At 29.1% G+C, this 18711-nt stretch carries 18 protein-coding genes and 1 pseudogene; 3 read left to right on the top strand and 16 right to left on the bottom strand.

Annotated elements, in window-relative coordinates; genetic code table 11:
• Window positions 1-25 precede the first annotated feature (25 nt).
• Window positions 26-517, top strand: coding sequence for a hypothetical protein (locus OLM55_RS09530; protein ID WP_264558669.1), 492 nt, complete (start codon window positions 26-28; stop codon window positions 515-517).
• A gap of 42 nt (window positions 518-559) precedes the next feature.
• On the opposite strand, the gene OLM55_RS09525 is transcribed toward OLM55_RS09530, so the two are convergent.
• The 12 genes from OLM55_RS09525 to OLM55_RS09470 form a co-directional block, all read right to left on the bottom strand.
• The gene (locus OLM55_RS09525; RefSeq protein ID WP_264558668.1) at window positions 560-988 is read right to left on the bottom strand and encodes a protease complex subunit PrcB family protein; all 429 of its coding nucleotides are present in this window, start codon (window positions 986-988) and stop codon (window positions 560-562) included.
• Entirely contained in the window at window positions 988-2121 is a 1134-nt protein-coding gene (bshA, locus tag OLM55_RS09520; RefSeq protein ID WP_264558667.1) for an N-acetyl-alpha-D-glucosaminyl L-malate synthase BshA, read from the bottom strand. The genes OLM55_RS09525 and bshA overlap by 1 nt, the downstream gene beginning before the upstream one ends.
• A 64-nt stretch (window positions 2122-2185) precedes the next feature.
• Window positions 2186-2641 carry a DUF1801 domain-containing protein gene (locus tag OLM55_RS09515; protein WP_264558666.1) on the bottom strand — a complete coding sequence of 152 codons (456 nt, stop codon included), beginning with the start codon at window positions 2639-2641 and terminating at the stop codon, window positions 2186-2188.
• 20 nt (window positions 2642-2661) lie between these two features.
• Window positions 2662-5544 (bottom strand): glycoside hydrolase family 3 N-terminal domain-containing protein, encoded by a 2883-nt coding sequence (locus tag OLM55_RS09510; RefSeq protein WP_264558665.1) that lies wholly within the window; start codon window positions 5542-5544, stop codon window positions 2662-2664.
• 69 nt (window positions 5545-5613) lie between these two features.
• On the bottom strand, window positions 5614-6096 hold the full coding sequence (locus OLM55_RS09505; RefSeq protein WP_264558664.1) for an ABC transporter ATPase: 483 nt from the start codon (window positions 6094-6096) through the stop codon (window positions 5614-5616).
• Window positions 6097-6098: 2 nt separating this feature from the next.
• Entirely contained in the window at window positions 6099-6716 is a 618-nt protein-coding gene (locus OLM55_RS09500) for a hypothetical protein (RefSeq protein ID WP_264558663.1), read from the bottom strand.
• A 15-nt stretch (window positions 6717-6731) separates the two neighbouring features.
• On the bottom strand, window positions 6732-7376 hold the full coding sequence (locus OLM55_RS09495) for a hypothetical protein (RefSeq protein ID WP_264558662.1): 645 nt from the start codon (window positions 7374-7376) through the stop codon (window positions 6732-6734).
• Between the two features lie 4 nt (window positions 7377-7380).
• Window positions 7381-8172, bottom strand: coding sequence for a (Fe-S)-binding protein (locus OLM55_RS09490; protein ID WP_264558661.1), 792 nt, complete (start codon window positions 8170-8172; stop codon window positions 7381-7383).
• A gap of 26 nt (window positions 8173-8198) precedes the next feature.
• Window positions 8199-8645 carry a phosphoheptose isomerase gene (locus tag OLM55_RS09485; protein ID WP_264558660.1) on the bottom strand — a complete coding sequence of 149 codons (447 nt, stop codon included), beginning with the start codon at window positions 8643-8645 and terminating at the stop codon, window positions 8199-8201.
• A gap of 26 nt (window positions 8646-8671) precedes the next feature.
• Complete coding sequence (locus OLM55_RS09480) at window positions 8672-10003, bottom strand: (Fe-S)-binding protein (protein ID WP_264558659.1); 1332 nt, start codon at window positions 10001-10003, stop codon at window positions 8672-8674.
• A gap of 13 nt (window positions 10004-10016) precedes the next feature.
• A complete protein-coding gene (locus OLM55_RS09475) occupies window positions 10017-10967 on the bottom strand; it encodes an MlaD family protein (protein ID WP_264558658.1) in 951 nt (316 codons plus the stop codon).
• A gap of 33 nt (window positions 10968-11000) precedes the next feature.
• Window positions 11001-12125, bottom strand: coding sequence for an N-acetylmuramoyl-L-alanine amidase family protein (locus OLM55_RS09470; protein WP_264558657.1), 1125 nt, complete (start codon window positions 12123-12125; stop codon window positions 11001-11003).
• 71 nt (window positions 12126-12196) lie between these two features.
• Between OLM55_RS09470 and OLM55_RS09465 the strand changes: the two are divergent.
• Both OLM55_RS09465 and OLM55_RS09460 read left to right on the top strand, forming a co-directional pair.
• Window positions 12197-14880, top strand: a pseudogene (locus OLM55_RS09465) (putative LPS assembly protein LptD).
• A gap of 31 nt (window positions 14881-14911) precedes the next feature.
• Entirely contained in the window at window positions 14912-15292 is a 381-nt protein-coding gene (locus OLM55_RS09460) for a RidA family protein (RefSeq protein ID WP_264558656.1), read from the top strand.
• 78 nt (window positions 15293-15370) lie between these two features.
• On the opposite strand, the gene OLM55_RS09455 is transcribed toward OLM55_RS09460, so the two are convergent.
• The 4 genes from OLM55_RS09455 to pfkA form a co-directional block, all read right to left on the bottom strand.
• Window positions 15371-15742 carry a methylglyoxal synthase gene (locus OLM55_RS09455; protein ID WP_264560617.1) on the bottom strand — a complete coding sequence of 124 codons (372 nt, stop codon included), beginning with the start codon at window positions 15740-15742 and terminating at the stop codon, window positions 15371-15373.
• A 16-nt stretch (window positions 15743-15758) separates the two neighbouring features.
• Window positions 15759-16610 (bottom strand): N-acetylglucosamine kinase, encoded by an 852-nt coding sequence (locus OLM55_RS09450; RefSeq protein WP_264558655.1) that lies wholly within the window; start codon window positions 16608-16610, stop codon window positions 15759-15761.
• A complete protein-coding gene (gene gap / locus OLM55_RS09445; protein WP_264558654.1) occupies window positions 16611-17615 on the bottom strand; it encodes a type I glyceraldehyde-3-phosphate dehydrogenase in 1005 nt (334 codons plus the stop codon).
• A 68-nt stretch (window positions 17616-17683) separates the two neighbouring features.
• Window positions 17684-18670, bottom strand: coding sequence for a 6-phosphofructokinase (gene pfkA / locus OLM55_RS09440; RefSeq protein WP_264558653.1), 987 nt, complete (start codon window positions 18668-18670; stop codon window positions 17684-17686).
• Window positions 18671-18711: the final 41 nt, after the last annotated feature.

Below are 18711 nucleotides of genomic sequence, written 5' to 3'. Positions count from 1 at the left end.
TAAATTTGTAAAAAATAAAACTATTATGAAAACAAAAATTTTATCTGCCTTTTTACTATTTGGATTAGTATTTAGTGCAAATGCGCAAGAGATTTCAAAAAACGCAATTGGTTTAAGATTAGGTGATAATGATGGTTTTGGTGGAGAAGTATCTTATCAAAGAGGTTTGTCAAAAAATAATCGTTTAGAATTTGATTTAGGATGGAGAAATAGTCAGCATGTTGATGCTTTTAAATTAGCTGGATTGTACCAATGGGTTTGGAATATTGACGGAGGATTTAATTGGTATGCTGGTGCTGGTGGTGGTGTGGGTTCTTGGAGTGTTGATAAAGATTATGGAGATGGAAGCGGTTCCTTCGTTTTCGCAGCTGGTGATATAGGAATTGAATATTTATTTGATTTTCCATTACAATTATCGTTAGACTTTAGACCAGAAATATATTTTGGGGGTGATTATGCTGATTATAATGATAATTTTGGCCCAGATATAGCCTTAGGTGTTAGATATAGATTCTAAACACTTGTTATAAAATAAAAAAGTCCCAATTGTGGGACTTTTTTATTTTATAACAATATTTTTATTTTTTGGTAGTGATATTAAACAATAAGGGTGAGTAATTACCATTATAACATTTGAATGTTTTTGTGGAGTAATTTCTTTTGTTTTTATATATAATGCATTTTCTTTTTTCTTTATATAATCCACTTCTATTGAATAGCCGCCATTACTTCTCTCTCCAAGAAATAAAATGCAAACGTTATTTGATTTAAAATCTACATTTAATAAATTTTCATAATCAGATTCATCAACATTTAATTTTTCTATTGCAGCAATATAATCATCATTATTTTCTATTAAAATAAATTCTTTGTTTTCAATAGAAGCATTTTGACCTGAATGTAATACTTTATATTTAACATTAGATTTATCCTTTCCAGATGAACAACTTAAAAGTGTTATTGATAAAATAATAAATATATGTTTCATTAAACTTTCTCTTTTATTGCTTTAAAATACAAATCTTCGTAAATAGGTAATATATTTTTTATATCAAATTTTGATGCTTCATTTAATGCATTTTGTTTAAATTGTAGCAGTTTAGCATTATTAGATAAAATGGAAGTTGCATTTTTACTCATACTCTCAATATCTCCAACATTACTTAAATAGCCGGTAACTCCTTCTCTATTTACTTCTGGCAAACCGCCAGAATTACTTGATATTACAGGAACTCCACAAGACATTGCTTCTAATGCTGCAAGTCCAAAACTTTCTGTTTCTGATGGTAATAAAAATAAATCAGAATAACATAATATTTTATCAATTTCATTACTGTTTCCGAAGAAAATGACTTTATTCATAATTCCTAGTTCTTCACATAATCTTTCGGCTGTTTCTTTTTCAGGACCTTCACCAACCATCATTAATTTTGAAGGAATTGTTTTTTGGATTTCAAAAAATATCTTTACAACATCATCAATTCTTTTTACTTTTCTAAAGTTGGATATATGTGTTATAATTTTTTCGTCTTCTGTTGCCATTAACGATCTATGACAAGGTGATGTTTCGTCTATTGCATCTTTAGTAATCTCAATAAAATTTGGAATAACTTGAATTTCCTTTTTGATATCAAACAACCTGTAGGTATCATCTTTTAAACTTTCTGAAACACTCGTTACATAATCTGAATTATTGATACTAAATGTAACTGCTGGCTTATAAAATGGGTGATTTCCTACTAAAGTAATATCAGTTCCGTGTAAAGTAGTAATCATTGGTAGATTAATTCCTTCTTCTGCAAGCATTTGTTTAGCCATATAACCTGCATAGGCATGTGGAATAGCATAATGCACATGTAAAACATCGATAGAGTGAAGTTTAACCATGTCTACCAATTTACTAGAAAGCGCTAATTCATAAGGTTGATAATGAAAAAGTGGATATTCAGGAACGTGTACTTCATGATAAAAGATATTCTTATTCAATAAAGCCAAACGTACTGGCTGACTGTAAGTTATAAAATGAATTTCGTGTCCTCTTTTGGCTAATTCAGAACCTAACTCGGTAGCTACTACTCCACTTCCGCCAAATGTTGGATAACAAACAATTGCAATTTTCATTTCTTTTTAATTTTTTCTAAAAATAATTCTTTAAAACGAAAACGAAGTCTAAATAATAGTTAAATTATTTTTTAAATGCCGATTCGTAAGTTGTTATCCAATCTTGAACTGAAATTTTTTGAACCAACTCAGCAATTAATTGAAACGGAATATCTTCTTCTTTTTTAAAACGCATGCAACTTTTACCCATATCTAGTTTCTTCTTAGAATAGTTTGGATATTGAGAAACAAACCAATCATAAAGTTCTTTATTGGCATAAATTCCCATGTGATAAAAATTGATACTGTTTTTTTGAGAAGCAAAACTCATAAAAGGTAATGGCAATTTTGTATCACAATGATATCCATTTGGATAAATACTATGAGGAACATAATAACCAATCATTCCGTAGCTCATTCCTTCTTCAAAACCCTTTGGTAAATTATCCAAAATTGTTTTTCTAAGTTTTTCAACAGCTGGCAACCTGTCTGTTGGCACTTCATTTAAATATTCTTGAGGTGATTGTGCTTTTGAAGTCATAGTACTTTTTTTATTAAATATTAATCTGTTATAGCTTCATAAATAACTTCTTGAATTTTTTCTCTAATATTATTTCGAGATAAATTATTCGTTTTAGCTTCTGGATAAGTTCTATTTGACAAAAAGATGTAAACAATTTCTTTTTCTGGATCAGCCCAAGCTATAGTTCCTGTAAATCCAGTATGACCAAAACTTGTTAAAGAAACACAGCCACAAGTAGGACCAGCTTCTCCAAGTTGAGGTTTATCAAACCCTAGTCCTCTTCTATTTCCTTCTTTACAGAAATAACATTTATTAAATGCATTTAAAGTTTCCTCAGTAAAGAATTGGTGTCCACCATAAGAACCTTTTTGTAAATACATTTGCATCATTTTTGCAACATCAAGTGCATTTGAAAATAAACCTGCATGACCAGAAACACCACCTTGCATAGCGGCTCCCATATCGTGAACATAACCTTGCACAGTTGTATGTCTGTAATAATTATCAATTTCTGTAGGAGCAATATAACGCATATCAAATTTTCTCAACGGATTGTACATCATTGAATTTGCTCCTAAATAAGAGTAAAAATTATCTTCAGCTAATACGTCTAATTTTTTTGAAGTAATTCTTTCTAAATATTCTTTCATTAAAATAAATGAAAAGTCGCTGTATTTATATTCTTTCTTAGGTAACAAATCACTATCAGCAATTACCTTCATAATTGTATCATTATAATCTCTTCTTAAAAATAAGTTTTCAGAAACCTGAATTGGAAATTCATCTGAAAATGATTTTTTGTAATATTTATCAGAAGGAAAACCAAGACTATCTAATGTTGCTTTATAGAAAGGTTCCCATGGTTTAAGTCTTGCTTGATGTGTTAGTAAATCTAAAAAAGTGATGTTTTCTTTATTAGTTTTTTTAAATATTGGTAACATCGTACTTAACTTCGTATCTAACTTAATTTTACCCTTTTCATATTGAACCATTAAATTTGGTAACGTTGACAAAATTTTTGTTAATGAAGCAACGTCATACAAGTTTGTATTTTCTACTTTATCTTTATTTTCATAAGTCATGTAACCAAAAGATTTTTGATAAACTACCACTCCTTTTCTAGCTACAATAATTTGTGCGCCAGGTGTCATTTTATTAGAAATAGCATAATTAGCAATAGTATCAATTTTTGAAAGAATTTTAGAATTCATTCCCACATTTTCTGGAACTCCAAAAGCCAATCTGTTTAAATTTTGAGTTATAATTCCATCATTTACTTCAAAGTCATCATTTATAGAAACAGGTAATTTTCCTTTAGCACTTTTAGAACCAAAGATAATATCTGCAGCAGAAATTTGAGCAAAATCGTTATTTTGATAAGCTAAAATAATACTTTCAATTCCAGAAAAATTCTTAATATTTAATAGCGAATAAGGTTTTGTAAAAAAAGTAACAATTGTTTTATTTTGTTTTGAAATTCTATCAATCCAAAGTAATTCTTTAAAACTTAAATCGTGATTTTTCCAAGCACCGTCAGCTTTTTGATAACTAATAACAACTTTCGTATAATCTTCTAAAAGAACTAATAATTCATCTAAATTATCTGATTTTATTTCAGTTACATCAGTATATTTATTTAATGAATTTATAAAAGTATCTGAATAATCATTACCAATACTTACATAAGCTATTTTCTCTTTTTCTATTTTCTTAATAGGAATTATTTTTTCTTTATTGGTAAGAACAGTAATAGCATTTTCATATAAATCGAAATTTAAAGCATCAAACTCAGGTTTATTTAAATCTTCAACAAGATTATTAATTTCAACAGGTTTATAATTATTTAATCCTGCTTTATATTTATAATTTAAAATTTTTTTAACCGAAAAAGCAATTCGTTCTTCAGATAATTTTCCTTCGTTAAAAGCAACTTTAAATTTTTCAACTGCTAATGGAACATTTTCAGCAAAAAGCAAAATATCGTTTCCAGCTAAAAAAGCTTCTAAATCGATATCACCAGGTTGTTTAAAATTACTTGCACCTTTCATATTTAAGGCATCTGTGAAGATTAAACCTTCAAATCCGAGTTCATTTTGTAAAATATCAGTTACAACATTATAAGAAATTGAAGTAGGATATCCTTTTCGAGGTTCTAAACTTGGAATATCTAAATGAGCAACCATTATACTCGATAAACCATTCTTAATTAGCTCTTTATACGGATATAGTTCAACTTCGTCAATACGTTTTTTATCAAATTTAACAACAGGTAATGTATGATGAGAATCTGAAGAAGTATCTCCATGACCAGGAAAATGTTTGGCTGTAGCAAATAAACCTTCGCTTTGAAAGCCTTTCATTAAAGCAACTGCGCGTTCTGCAACATTAAACTTATCTTCACCAAATGAGCGATTACCAATGATAGGATTTTTTGGATTAGTGTTAATATCTACAACAGGTGCAAAATTAAAATGGATTCCCATACGTTTTGATTGTTGACCCATTTGTTGTCCCATTTTCTCAATAAGACTCAAATTTTGTACAGCACCAAGTGTCATGTTCCATGGATAACGATAAGTAGAATCTAATCGCATGCTTAAACCCCATTCTGCATCAATACCTATAAATAAAGGAACTTTAGATTGTGCTTGATATCTATTTGTTAAATTAGCTTGACGAACAGGTCCGCCTTGAAAAAAGATTAATCCTCCAATTTTATACTTAGAAATTAAATCATCAATAGATTTGTTATGTGCTTCATTTTTATTAGAATAAGCTGCAACCATGAATAATTGCCCAACTTTCTCTTCAAAAGAAAATTGATTATATACACTATCAACCCATTTTTCTTGGGTAATAGTAGAGTTATCCTGAGAAAAAATAAATGAAGTAAAAAGCAGTGCTATTATGATATATCTCATACTAATATTATATTAAAAAAAATCATCATTAGGTTATAATGATGATTTTTAAATTTTTATGTTACAAATTTAAAAAAACCTATTATGCCAACTTTCGCTAGCAGGTACTTCCCAAAAATCTTGCCACTCTTCAATAGTATTTACCAAATTATTGTAAACAATAGTTGAAGGAGAAACAGATTTTGCTTTAGCCATTTTCTTAAAATCGATTAGTGATTTATAAGCAATGTATTCACCTGTTTTAAAAGTTACATTCATTCTATCCATTAAATCTACCTTGTATTTTTGTTCCAATGATTGAATAAATTGAACAGAAGCATCTATAGAACAACCTGTTACAGCTTGTACATCTTGATTTACAGCAATGATTATAAATCTTTCGTATTTTAATAAATACGAAGCTTCTAAACTTTGACCATGTGCAGACCAAGATTCTATAAATGATTTTAAACTTTCCTCAATTTCAGAAATTTCTACTTCAGAAAATTTTCTATCTGATTGATAAATCCAAATTCGAGAATGAGTAGGTAATGTTGAAAACTCTACTAACATTATTATTTTTTTATAATATCTGAAACTATTTTATAAGTAACAAATTTTTTAATTTTTGCATCAAACATTTCTAATTCATAGTAAAAAACCTCAATTTCATCATTTGATTTTAATATATTTTCAGTCAATAAAAATGAATTATCGAAATTATTTAATAAAATAAATTCAACCGTTTTACCAGAAGCTTCTTTTATTGAGAAAGTAACAAATTGCTCAGATTTTGCTTGAAAATATTTACCTACAACAGATGGTTCAATTTCTTCAACTGCCTCAATTTCTTCATCATCACCATCATCATCTCCTACACTATCCATAATTAATTTTAAAAAAGAAGGACATTTTGTAGCCATTTGAACACCTACATCTCTACCTAGAGCTTCCATTTTACTATCGTCAGAAATTACATTTTTACCGTAGTATTTTTCAATATCTTTTTCATATTTATTAAAATCTTCTAGCATGCAAAGGCCTAAAGTTAGTTCAAGATTTTCTTTAGTAATTTCTTTTTTTGTAATACACTCACAAGTTCCTTCAGAAATCTTAGTAATTAATTGTTCTTTTGATAATTTTTGAGCAAATACTGATTGAGTAATTAATAATAATAGGATAATTTTTTTCATAGATAGTTTCTTTAGTTATTTTTTAATGATGTCTGTTACAACTTTATAGGTAATATATTTATTAATTTTTGCGTCAAATAATTCTGTTTCATAGTAATAAACATCAACAATATCATTTGGTTTTAGTAATTTTTCGGTTAGCAAAAATGAATTATTAAAATTATTAAGCAAAATAAATTCATCAGTTTTACCAGATGTTTCTTTAATAGAAAAAGAAATAAATTGATCTGCTTTAATTTGAAAAACTGTTCCTGTAACAAAAGGATCTAATTCTTCTTCTTCTACTTCTTCTTTATAAGTTTTATTCTTATTTGCTGAACCATTGTCATAAGTTATTTTTTTTTCGCCAACTTCTAACATAAAGTTTGGACAAAATTTAACCATTTTAATACCAATCTCTTCTCCAAAAGATCTCATTTCTTCATGGTTGGTCAAATCAACTTTATCTCTATTACTAAATTTAGAGCTATGGTTTTGATAACTATCTAACATGCATACTCCTAAAGCCATTTTATAGTCTTCATAAGAATCTGTTTCTTGATTCATTTTCTTCTTTTGAATACAATCACAAGTTTCTTCAGCAATTTTAGAAATGATAGCATCTTTTTTTTGTGCAAATGAAATTTGAGTTATCAATAATAGAAAAAATATTGTTTTCATACTATTATAAATCTTGAGCATTAGCTATTAATTCAGCAATGTCTAATACTTTAACTTCTGCTTCTTTTTCTTTGAACTTAACTCCGTCAGTCATCATAGTATTACAATATGGACAACCTGTGGCTATAATGTTTGGTTGAGTTTCTAATGCATCTTCAGTTCTAAGTACATTTATGTCCATGTCTCCTTTTTCTGGTTCTTTAAACATTTGCGCTCCTCCTGCACCACAACATAATGCCGAGTTTTTACTCCTTTTCATTTCTACGACATTTGCATTAGTAAGTTTTAAAATATCTCTAGGGGCATTATACTCATTATTAGCACGTCCTAAATAACATGGGTCATGAAATGTTATACGTTTATCTTTATAAGTATCTCTATTAATATTTAAACGACCTTCATCTATTAATTGATTAATAAATTGTGTATGATGCATTACTTCATAAGTACCTCCTAAACCAGGATATTCATTTTTTAAACAATTAAAAGAATGTGGATCACAGGTGACTATTTTTTTTACTTCATAAGCATTTAGTATTTCAATGTTCATCATCGCTTGCATTTGAAATAAAAATTCGTTTCCAGCTCGTTTTGCAACATCACCAGTACAACTTTCCTCTATTCCTAAAACTGCAAAATTAACATTGGCATTATTGAGTATTTTAACAAATGCTCTTGTTATTTTTTTTGCTCTATCGTCGAAACTACCAGCAGAACCAACCCAAAATAAAATTTCTGGTTGTTTTCCTTCCGCCATCATTTCTGCCATAGTTGGCACAATTAAATTTTCAGCCATATTTTTTTGTTAATCTGTTAATGTTTTTATTCGTGATGTTCGTCATCAAATACTTGAATCGTAACTTCTTTATCTACTAAATCGGTGAATTTACCTCTATATCTTGTTGCTTTAACCAAATGATTATCAATCCAATGGTAATTTCCACCTCTTGGTTTTCCCATAACCATTCCATGAAATTTAAATCCATGCTTGTTTAACCAGTTTTCAGTAACCTCTCTATGTGCTTCAGTTCTTGATGTAAAAAAGCAAATTATATGACCTTCATCATACCATTTATTAAGTGTTTTTAATGCATCAGGATAAACTTGAGCAGTTGCCATTCTTTCAGGCTCTTCATTAGGAATATCGTCACAAATTGTTCCATCTATATCTATTAAATAGTTTTTAATTCCTTCTGCTAAAATAGGACTTAAAGATTCTCCATTTTCAGATATTGCTTGCAATTTGCTTTCAATTTCTTCTTTTTTCATTGTAGTTGTGTTGTAGTTATTTCGATTTAATCTTCTGATTTCCAGTTTAAACGATCCATTTGGTTGTATTGCCAAGGAGCACCGTTATTTTCAATATTAGTCATCATACTGTTTAGTTCGGTTGGTGCTGCACTTTGCTCCATTACTAAATAACGTCGCATATCCATAATAATTGACAATGGACTAATATTTACAGGACATTCTTCAACACAAGCATTACAAGTTGTACAAGCCCAAAGTTCCTCAGGAGAAATGAAATCATTTAATAATGATCTTCCATCATCTACAAATATTCCTTTGTTTGCATCAATATTTTTACCAACTTCTTCTAATCGATCACGTGTATCCATCATGATTTTTCGAGGAGAAAGTTTTTTACCTGTTTGATTTGCCGGACAAGATGAAGTACAACGACCACATTCTGTACATGTATAAGCGTTTAATAATTGTACCCAATTTAAATCTTGCACGTCTGAAGCTCCAAATTTTGCAGGAATAGCATCTGGATTTGCAGGAGCTGCAAAAGGATCTGCGGTTGGATCCATCATCATTTTTACTTCTTTAGTAACACTTTCTAAATTATCTAATTTTCCTTTTGCATTTAAATCTGCAAAATAAGTATTTGGGAAAGCTAATAATATGTGTAAATGTTTAGAAAAATATAAATAGTTCAAGAATACTAAAATACCAGAAATATGCAACCACCATGCTCCTCTTTCAATTAAGAAAACAACATTATTACTCATTCCATTAAAAATAGGTGCAATAAATTGAGAAATTGGGAAACTTCCCGCTTGATGATAATGGCTAAAGCCGCCTTCAACAAATTGTAAATGTAAATCGGCAGCATTCATTATTAAAAACAATGACATTAATACCATTTCAAAATATAAAATAATATTACCGTCGTTTGTAGCATAACCTTTCATTTCAGGATTTGTAAAACGTTTTAACTTTATAACGTTTCTTCTCAACCAGAAAACAACAACCGCTACAAGTACTAAAAAGGCAAGTATTTCAAATGAACCTATTAATACATCATAAACAATTCCTAAAGAAGAGAATACTCTATGTGTACCAAATAATCCATCGATAACAATTTCTAAAACTTCAATATTAATTATTATAAAACCAACGTATACTATAATATGTAATACACCAGCAATTGGTCTTTTTATCATTTTAGATTGTCCAAGTGCAATCATAGCCATATTCTTCCATCTTTCAGAAGAATTGTCTTTTCTATTTACATCTTGACCAAGCTTGATGTTTCTAATTAGCTTTTTTACATTATTTGCAAAATAACCAGCTCCAATTACTAAAATTACAGCAAATAAAATATTATCTAAATAACTCATAATATATAATAAATTAGTCTTTTTTAGTTTCAGTTGGTTCTACATATGGTTTATTTTTTTTACCAAATACAGAAACATTTATATAACGTGTAGGGTTTAATCTTAAATCTTGTAAAAGTAATTCTAATTCACTTGAAGCTTTTGTAAAATTATTGTACATAGCTTCGTCTTTCATTAATTTACCCATTGTACCATTTCCTTGTTCCATATCAGCTAAAAGTTTGTCAACATTTGCTAATGTTTTTTCTAAATTTTTAACTGTTTTTCCAAGGTTTGCATTGGCTAATGAATCTGAAATTACTTCAAAATTAGAAACTGTTTTATCTAAACTTGTAAACGTATGATCTAATTTAGATTTATTTGTAGCTAATAATTGATTAAGGTTTTTAGAAGCGCCACTAAATTCGGTCATTGTAGAATTTAATTCTGAAATTGTATTTTGAAGATTAGCTTTTGCTTTTTCGTCTAAAATGTCATTTACATTTTCAAATAGTATATTAGCATTTTCTAAAAGTTTTTCAATTTTATCTTTAAGTGGTTCAATTTGAACAGCAAGTGCATCGGTTAAACCTAATTTTGAAGAAGCTTTTAAATAATCACCCGAAGCAGCTTCGCTTTTATCTTCTAGATTTAAATTGATTGAAATTTGTCTTCCACCAACTAAACCAGAGTCATAAATTTCTGCGATACTCGATTTTGAAATTGGAAAATCGGTAGAGATTTGAAGTTCTACTAATAATTTACCATCAGGATTAATGGAAATACTATTTACTTTACCAATTTTTAGTCCATTTAAAGTAACAGGTGCAGAAGATTCTAGTCCCGCAACGTTTTCATAAACCACGTACAATTTTTTATTTGTATCAAATAAATTTTTACCTTTTAAAAAACTATATCCCCAAAAAAACAATAAGATGGATGATATAACCAATATGGCTGTTTTAATTTCTCTAGTTAATTTCAAAATTTTCTATTTTTAACAAAAATAAACAATATTTTATTTTATTGCGTCTGAAACGCTTATTTTTACTCCATCTTTATAAGCAACTAAAAATGCAGAGCTATAACCTTTATCTTTTGCTTCTGTTAACCTTAATTTTGCATCATTGTAATTATTTTCAATTCCATAAAAGTATTTATATAATTTACCCGATTGCTCTCTAGAAATATTATCTAAACCTTTAAAATTAGATGAAGATGTTTCTAGTTTTGTTCCACTAGCTGAAATTTGAACTTTAAACACAATTCCTTTGTTAGGTACTGTTTTTACCACTGGTTTTTCTTCATTTACAACTTTTTCAACTTCTTTTTTAGTCTCAACAACAATACTTGAAGATGAACTTGGGTTAAAATATTCCTTTTTATAAGAAAAGATAGCATCAGCAATTGCTTTTGCAACTTTATCCTGTCCGTCATCTGAATTTAAAAAATTTCCTTCTTCAACATTTGAGATAAATCCTATTTCAATAAGTACACTTGGCATATAAGAAGCATCTAAAACCCATAATGGAGCTTGTTTAACACCTCTATCTTTTCTGTTTAAAGTATTTGTAAAGTTTGATTGCACTTTTGCAGCTAAATCTATACTTTGATTTAAATATTCCTCTTGAAGAATCTTAAGTCCAATAAGAGTTTCTGGTTTATTAGGATCAAAACCGTTATATTTTTCTTTATAATCCTTTTCTAATAGAATTACCGAGTTTTCACTTTTTGCCACATCTAAATTAGTAGTACTACGTGTTAAACCCATTACAAAAGTTTCTGTACCATAAGGTCCAAAGTTTTTTACTCCATTACAATGAATGGAAACAAATAAATCGGCATCGGCTTTATTAGCATTATTCGCTCTATCTTTTAGTTCTACAAAAACATCAGTCTTTCTGGAATAAACAATTTCAATTTCTGAGTCTTTATCTAATAAATCACCCACCTTTAAAGTAGTTGCTAGTGCAATTTTCTTTTCAATATTTCCATGATAAACTGTTCCATAATCTTTTCCACCATGCCCAGCATCTAAAACAATTTTAAATTTTGATTTAGATTGAGCATTAATTTGGTTTGAAAAAATGAAAGAAATACTTAAAAGAAATATCTTTAAAAAGTGATTTTTCAAAAAATTCATATTATTAGTTTTTAGTAACATCGTTATAATTATATTAAAATCTTATTTTTGCAAAAAAATATATTGTAAGTTTGACACTTCAAAAAGTGAGCCAAATTTTTACAAAAATACTATTATTAGCATTGCACACAAAGTTATTTCATATCGTTTTATCCGCATTTTTTCTAATAATTGGAATTATTCCTGCATATTCTCAGGAAACTCCTAAAAATGAAACATTTAGCGTAACTAAAATAGGAACAGAAGAAGCTAAAGTTTCTATTGAAAAAGATTCTGTAAAAAAACAAAAAAATATTCTTGAGGGTATTGTTAAAAGAAAAGCTCTAGATTATGAAAAAATGGATCAGGTTAAAAAACAGCTTACTTTATATAATCAAGCCGAACTTTATTATACCGACATTGAGTTAAAATCTGGAATTATTGTTTTAGATTATGAAAAAAGCGAAGTTTATGCGGGACGAATAAAAGACAGTGCAGGAAATTACACACAATATCCTATTTTTAAACAGGGTAATAATATAATTGAACCTGATTCTATTCGTTTTAACTTTAAAACTAAGAAAGCTTTGGTTTGGAACTCTAGAACCAAGCAAGGTGAATTAAACATAAAAGCTGAGATTTCTAAAAGAGAAAATGATTCGGTTTATTTTATGAAAAATGCAAGAATCACCACTTCAAAAAACATAGATGATCCTGAATATTATTTTTTAATTAGAAAAGTAAAATTTGTACCCAAGAAAAAGTTGTTGCAGGATTAACAAATCTTGTAATTGCTGATGTTCCTACTCCTATTGGATTACCTTTTGCATATTTTCCTATGACAGAAGAGAACACTTCTGGTTTTATTTTACCAACTCCTGGGCAATCTAATAAACAAGGTTACTTTCTTCAAAATGCTGGTTATTACTTTGCATTAAGTGATTATTATGATTTAGCAGTTTTAGGTGATTATTATACTAATGGAAGTTACGCACTTCGTGCTGAAAGTAGTTATGCAAAACGTTATAAGTTTAATGGAAGATTAAACTTTAGATTTGAAAATAACATACAAAGTGAAAGAGGTTTTGATGATTATGTTAAATCTAAACAATATAACATTCAATGGTCACATGCTCAAGATTCAAAAGCGGCTGCTAATTCTAGGTTTTCTGCATCTGTTAACTTAGGTAGTAGTCAATACTATAGACAGTCAGTAAGTTTAGCTAATATTGGATCTAGTTTGAACAATAATATGAGTTCATCTATTTCATATCAAAAAACGTTTCAAACTGTTCCACAAGTAAACTTATCATTATCTGCTACTCACAACCAAAATACAAATACTGAAATTATAAATATGACCTTACCTACTCTTCAAGCAAGTGTAGATAGAATATTTCCATTTGCTCCAAAAGACGGAATAAAAAAAGGTTTTATTAAAAACATTAACTTTCAATATAATTTGAGAGGAGAAAATAGGATAAGTACAAATGATTCTTTATTCTTCAAACCTCAAATGTTCAGAGATGCAAAATCGGGTTTTCAACATACAATTCCTATTAGCACCAATTTTAAAATATTTAAATATTTTAGTGTTACTACTAGTGCAAATTATAATGAAGTTTGGACTTTTAATACCATAAATAAATATTTTAGTTCAACTGATAACGAAGTTATTACAGATGACATTAAAGGTTTTGATGCTTTTAGAACATACAACTTTACCTCGAGTATTGGTACTACTATATATGGTACTTTTAATTTTGGAGAAGAGAAAAAAATTCAAGCTATAAGACATGTAATGAGACCAAACGTTTCTTATGGTTATACTCCAAGTTTTGAAAAATATTACGATACATATGCAATTGATGCAACAGGAAACACTTATCAAGAATATACTAGATTTGAAGGTGGAATATTTGGATCACCAAGTCAAAGTAATTCAAATATTTTAGGATTCTCTTTAAGTAATACATTTGAAGCAAAAGTTACTGATAAAGAAAGTAAGAACGGAATGCCTAAAAAAGTAATGTTATTGAATAACTTAAACTTTTCTGCAGATTATAATATAAATGCTGATTCTACAGCTTGGTCTCCAATGCGAGTTAGCGGTGGAACGCAATTCTTTAAAAATAAAATGAATGTTAATTTTGCAACTACATTAGATCCTTATGCTATTGACAATTCTGGAAATAGAATAGATACTTGGAATATCGATAATGGAGGTAGTTTGTTTAGAATGACTAGTGCAAATATGACATTAAATTATAGTTTTTCTAGTAATGATACAAAAAAATCAGAGCAAACCCAACAAAATGGCGGTAGAGGAGATGATTTATTTGGCACAGGTGTAGACTTAAGTAATAGTAAACAAAGCTTATTTGACAAAAATGATGAAGATAATAAAGGTGAAACAAAAGAAAACAAATGGTACAATACAGAATTACCATGGGACTTACGTTTAGCTTATTCTGTGACTTATAATAATAGTAACAGGCAAAATGAAATTTCTTCAAATTCGTTAATGATGTCTGGAAATATTGAATTAGCACCAAGATGGAAAGTTGGATTTTCTTCAGGATATGACTTTAAACAACAAGGAGTAACATTTACACAATTACGTTTTGAACGAGATTTAGAAAGTTGGAGAATGAGTTTAAATTGGGTTCCATATGGTACAAATACATATTGGGGATTCTTTATAGGAATTACTTCTTCAGTTTTAAGTGATATTAAATGGGATAAACGTCAATTACCAGATAGAGTTTTTCAATAAAAATTTAGCTAACTACTTATTTATACACATCATGAAAAAAATAATTTTCACCAAAAATGCACCAGCTCCTATTGGCCCCTATAACCAAGCGGTTTTGGTAAACAATACATTATACACCTCTGGACAAATTGCTATTGATCCAAAAACAAACGAGTTAGTTTTAGATACTATAGAAAATGAAACTAAAATGGTAATGGAAAATATGAAAGCAGTTTTAGAAGCGGCTGAAATGAATTTTAGCGATGTTTTTAAAGCTACTATCTTTATTAGCGACATGAATAATTTTGCCAGAATTAATGCTGTTTATGGCGCTTATTTTGATGAAAAAACAGCTCCTGCAAGAGAAACGGTTGAAGTGGCTTGTTTACCTAAAAATGTAAACGTTGAAATTTCAATGATAGCTTGTAAGTAGTCGATATAACAAAAAATAAAAAGGCGATTCTTCAATTTAGAAGAATCGCCTTTTTATTGTAAATATTAAAACTTAAAATTAATCCATTAACAAGGCATTCATTAACATTTGTGCTGTAGCCTCGTTTGTAGCCAATGGAACATTATGCACATCACAAATACGAATAAGCATAGAAATATCGGGTTCGTGAGCATGGCTAGAATTTGGATCTTTAAAAAACAAAACCATTTTTGTTTTGCCCTCTGCTACTCTAGCTGCAATTTGTGCATCGCCACCTTGCGGACCTGAAAGCATTTTTTTAACTTTAATTCCTACTGATTCTACCTTTCCTCCAGTGGTTCCTGTTGCAATTAACTTAATATTTTCTTCAATAAGAATATGTTTATTTTTATTCAAAAACTGCACCATATCAGCTTTTTTACCATCGTGTGCAATTACTGCGATTTCCATTTTTCTATTCATTTTTTTATGAATTTAAAATATGATAATTAATTAAGCCTTCCATAGGTTTTACATAAACATTACCTATTTGTAATCCGTGAGAATGTAATGCTTCGGTTAATTCTTCTTTTAAATAATAAGCTATTGAACCAATAAAGTGAATAGGAACTTCTTTAGCATTTTCAAATTGTAAAATATTATGTTCAATGAATAATTGAATTTCTTCGTTAATATATTTTTTACAAAAAGAAGTATTTTTATGTTCTATTAAAAACTTTGCAAAAGAAGCTAGAAATGCATTTGGATTAGGTTCTTTGTATAATTTATTTTTAATAAAATCGGCATCTAAATTATATTGTTGTTCTAGTTTTTCTCTCAAATAAATTGGCATTTCATTGAAATAATAACCACGAATAATATGTCTTCCAAAACGATTACCGCTACAATCATCCATAACAATATAACCTAAAGAAGTGATTTTTTGATGTAATTTTTCTCCATCAAAATAACTACAATTAGAACCTGTTCCAAGAATACAAACTATCGCCTTTTCTCCTTTTGGAGTTGTTCCAAAAACCGCAGCATAAGTATCTTCATATACTTGAATTTCAGCATTTTGAAAATAGTTTTGCAGCAATTCTTTTAAATACATCTTCATTTTTTCGGTACCGCAACCAGCACCATAAAAGAAAACCTTTTCTATATTTTTTTTATTAGTTGATATTGATTCATTTGTACTTATACGTTCAATAATTTCATCACCAGATAATACTGACGGATTTAAACCTAAAGTTGCCGTAGCAAAAAGAGTTCCTCCGTTATTGTCTACTGCTGTCCAATCCGCTTTTGTAGAACCACTATCAACTAATAATATCATTTATTTCAAATTTGCTACGTGAATAGATAAATCTACTAATTTACTTGAATAACCATATTCATTATCATACCAAGATACTATTTTGAAAAAAGTACTATTTAAACCAATTCCTGCTTTTGCATCAACAATTGAAGTTCTTGGGTCAGAATTAAAATCAGTAGAAACTACATCTTCTTCAGTATAACCCAAAATTCCTTTCATTGAAGTTTCTGATGTTTTCTTAATAACTGCCATAATTTCTTCATAAGTAGTTTCTTTTGCCACTTTAACCGTTAAATCTACAACAGAAACATCAGCTGTAGGAACTCGCATTGCCATTCCTGTTAATTTTCCGTTCAATTCTGGAATTACTTTTCCTACTGCTTTTGCAGCACCAGTTGAAGCTGGAATAATATTTAGTAAAGCAGAACGACCACCACGGAAATCTTTTTTAGAAGGTCCGTCAACCGTTAATTGTGTTGCAGTTGTTGCATGAATAGTTGTCATTAAAGCTTCCACAATTCCGAAATTATCATTGATTACTTTTGCTAAAGGTGCCAAACAATTTGTAGTACAAGAAGCATTAGAAACAATGGTATCAGTAGCTTTTACACTTTCGTGATTTACACCCATTACAAACATAGGAGCATCTGCAGATGGAGCAGAAATAACTACTTTTTTTGCACCACCATTAATATGATATTGTGCTTTTTCTAAAGTAGTAAAAATTCCTGTACATTCGGCAACAATATCGGTTCCTACTTCATTCCATTTTAAGTTGTTTGGATCTTTTTCAGCAGTTACTCTAATATGTTTATTATTTACATATAATTTTCCTTCTTTTACTTCAACTTCACCAGCAAATTTTCCATGTACAGAATCGTATTTTAGTAAATAAGCTAAATGATCTACATCTAATAAATCATTGATAGCAACTACTTCAATATTATCTCTATTTATAGTTTCTCTTAAAACAAGTCTTCCTATTCTTCCAAATCCGTTTATTCCTAATTTAATTTTTGACATTTTAATTTTTTTTAATTGTTAATTTGCTTGATTAGTTGTGTGTTTATCTTAGCAATTATACAATGAAATTATGTAGACATTATGTCTGACACTCTAATTAATTCTTTATCTATTTCGAAATGACCCTTAATGGCTTGTTCTAAAGGAGTTAAGACTATTTTGTCGCTTAATATTCCTGCCATAAAGTTAGATTTCCCCTCTAATAATGCTTCGACTGCTTTAACTCCAAGCCTTGAGGCTAAAACTCTATCAAAACATGATGGCGCTCCGCCACGTTGCATATGACCTAAAACAGAAACCCTAACATCATATTCTGGCATATGTTCTTCTACATAATCTTTTAGTTCGAAAACGTTTTTACCTGTTTTATCACCTTCAGAAACGACTACGATACTTGATGATTTTCCTGATTCTTTACTGCGCTTTAATGATTCTAAAAGTCGATCTAAACCTAAATCTTCCTCAGGAATAAGAATCTCTTCTGCACCTGCTCCAATACCTGTATTTAAGGCAATATGACCTGCATCTCTTCCCATGACTTCAACAAAGAAAAGTCGGTTATGAGAACTAGCTGTATCCCTAATTTTATCAATAACATCAACTACAGTATTTAAGGCAGTATCGTATCCAAGAGTGTGGCTTGTTCCAAAGATATCATTATCGATAGTTCCTGGAATTCCTATTACTGGGAAATTGAATTCTTTATTAAAAATTTCAGCTCCTGTAAAAGAACCATCACCACCAATTACAACGAGTGCATCAACATTAGCTTTTTTTAAATGATTGTATGCTTTTTTTCTACCTTCAGCAGTCATAAAATCTTTTGATCGGGCAGATTTTAAGATAGTTCCACCTTTATTGATAATATTATTGACTGAACGAGGTCCCATTTCTTTAAAATCGCCTTCAATCATTCCTTGATAACCTCTATAGACTCCTAAACAATTGACATTATGATACGCGCAAGTTCTTACAACTGCACGAATTGCAGCATTCATTCCTGGAGAATCTCCTCCAGAAGTTAATACAGCAATTTTATTAATATTTGTTGACATAGTATTTTATATATGTAAATTTAAAAAAAGGAAATGAAAAA

The sequence above is a fragment of the Flavobacterium sp. N2270 genome (assembly GCF_025947225.1).
Taxonomy (GTDB): domain Bacteria; phylum Bacteroidota; class Bacteroidia; order Flavobacteriales; family Flavobacteriaceae; genus Flavobacterium.
This window is presented reverse-complemented; position numbering and strand designations above follow the sequence as displayed.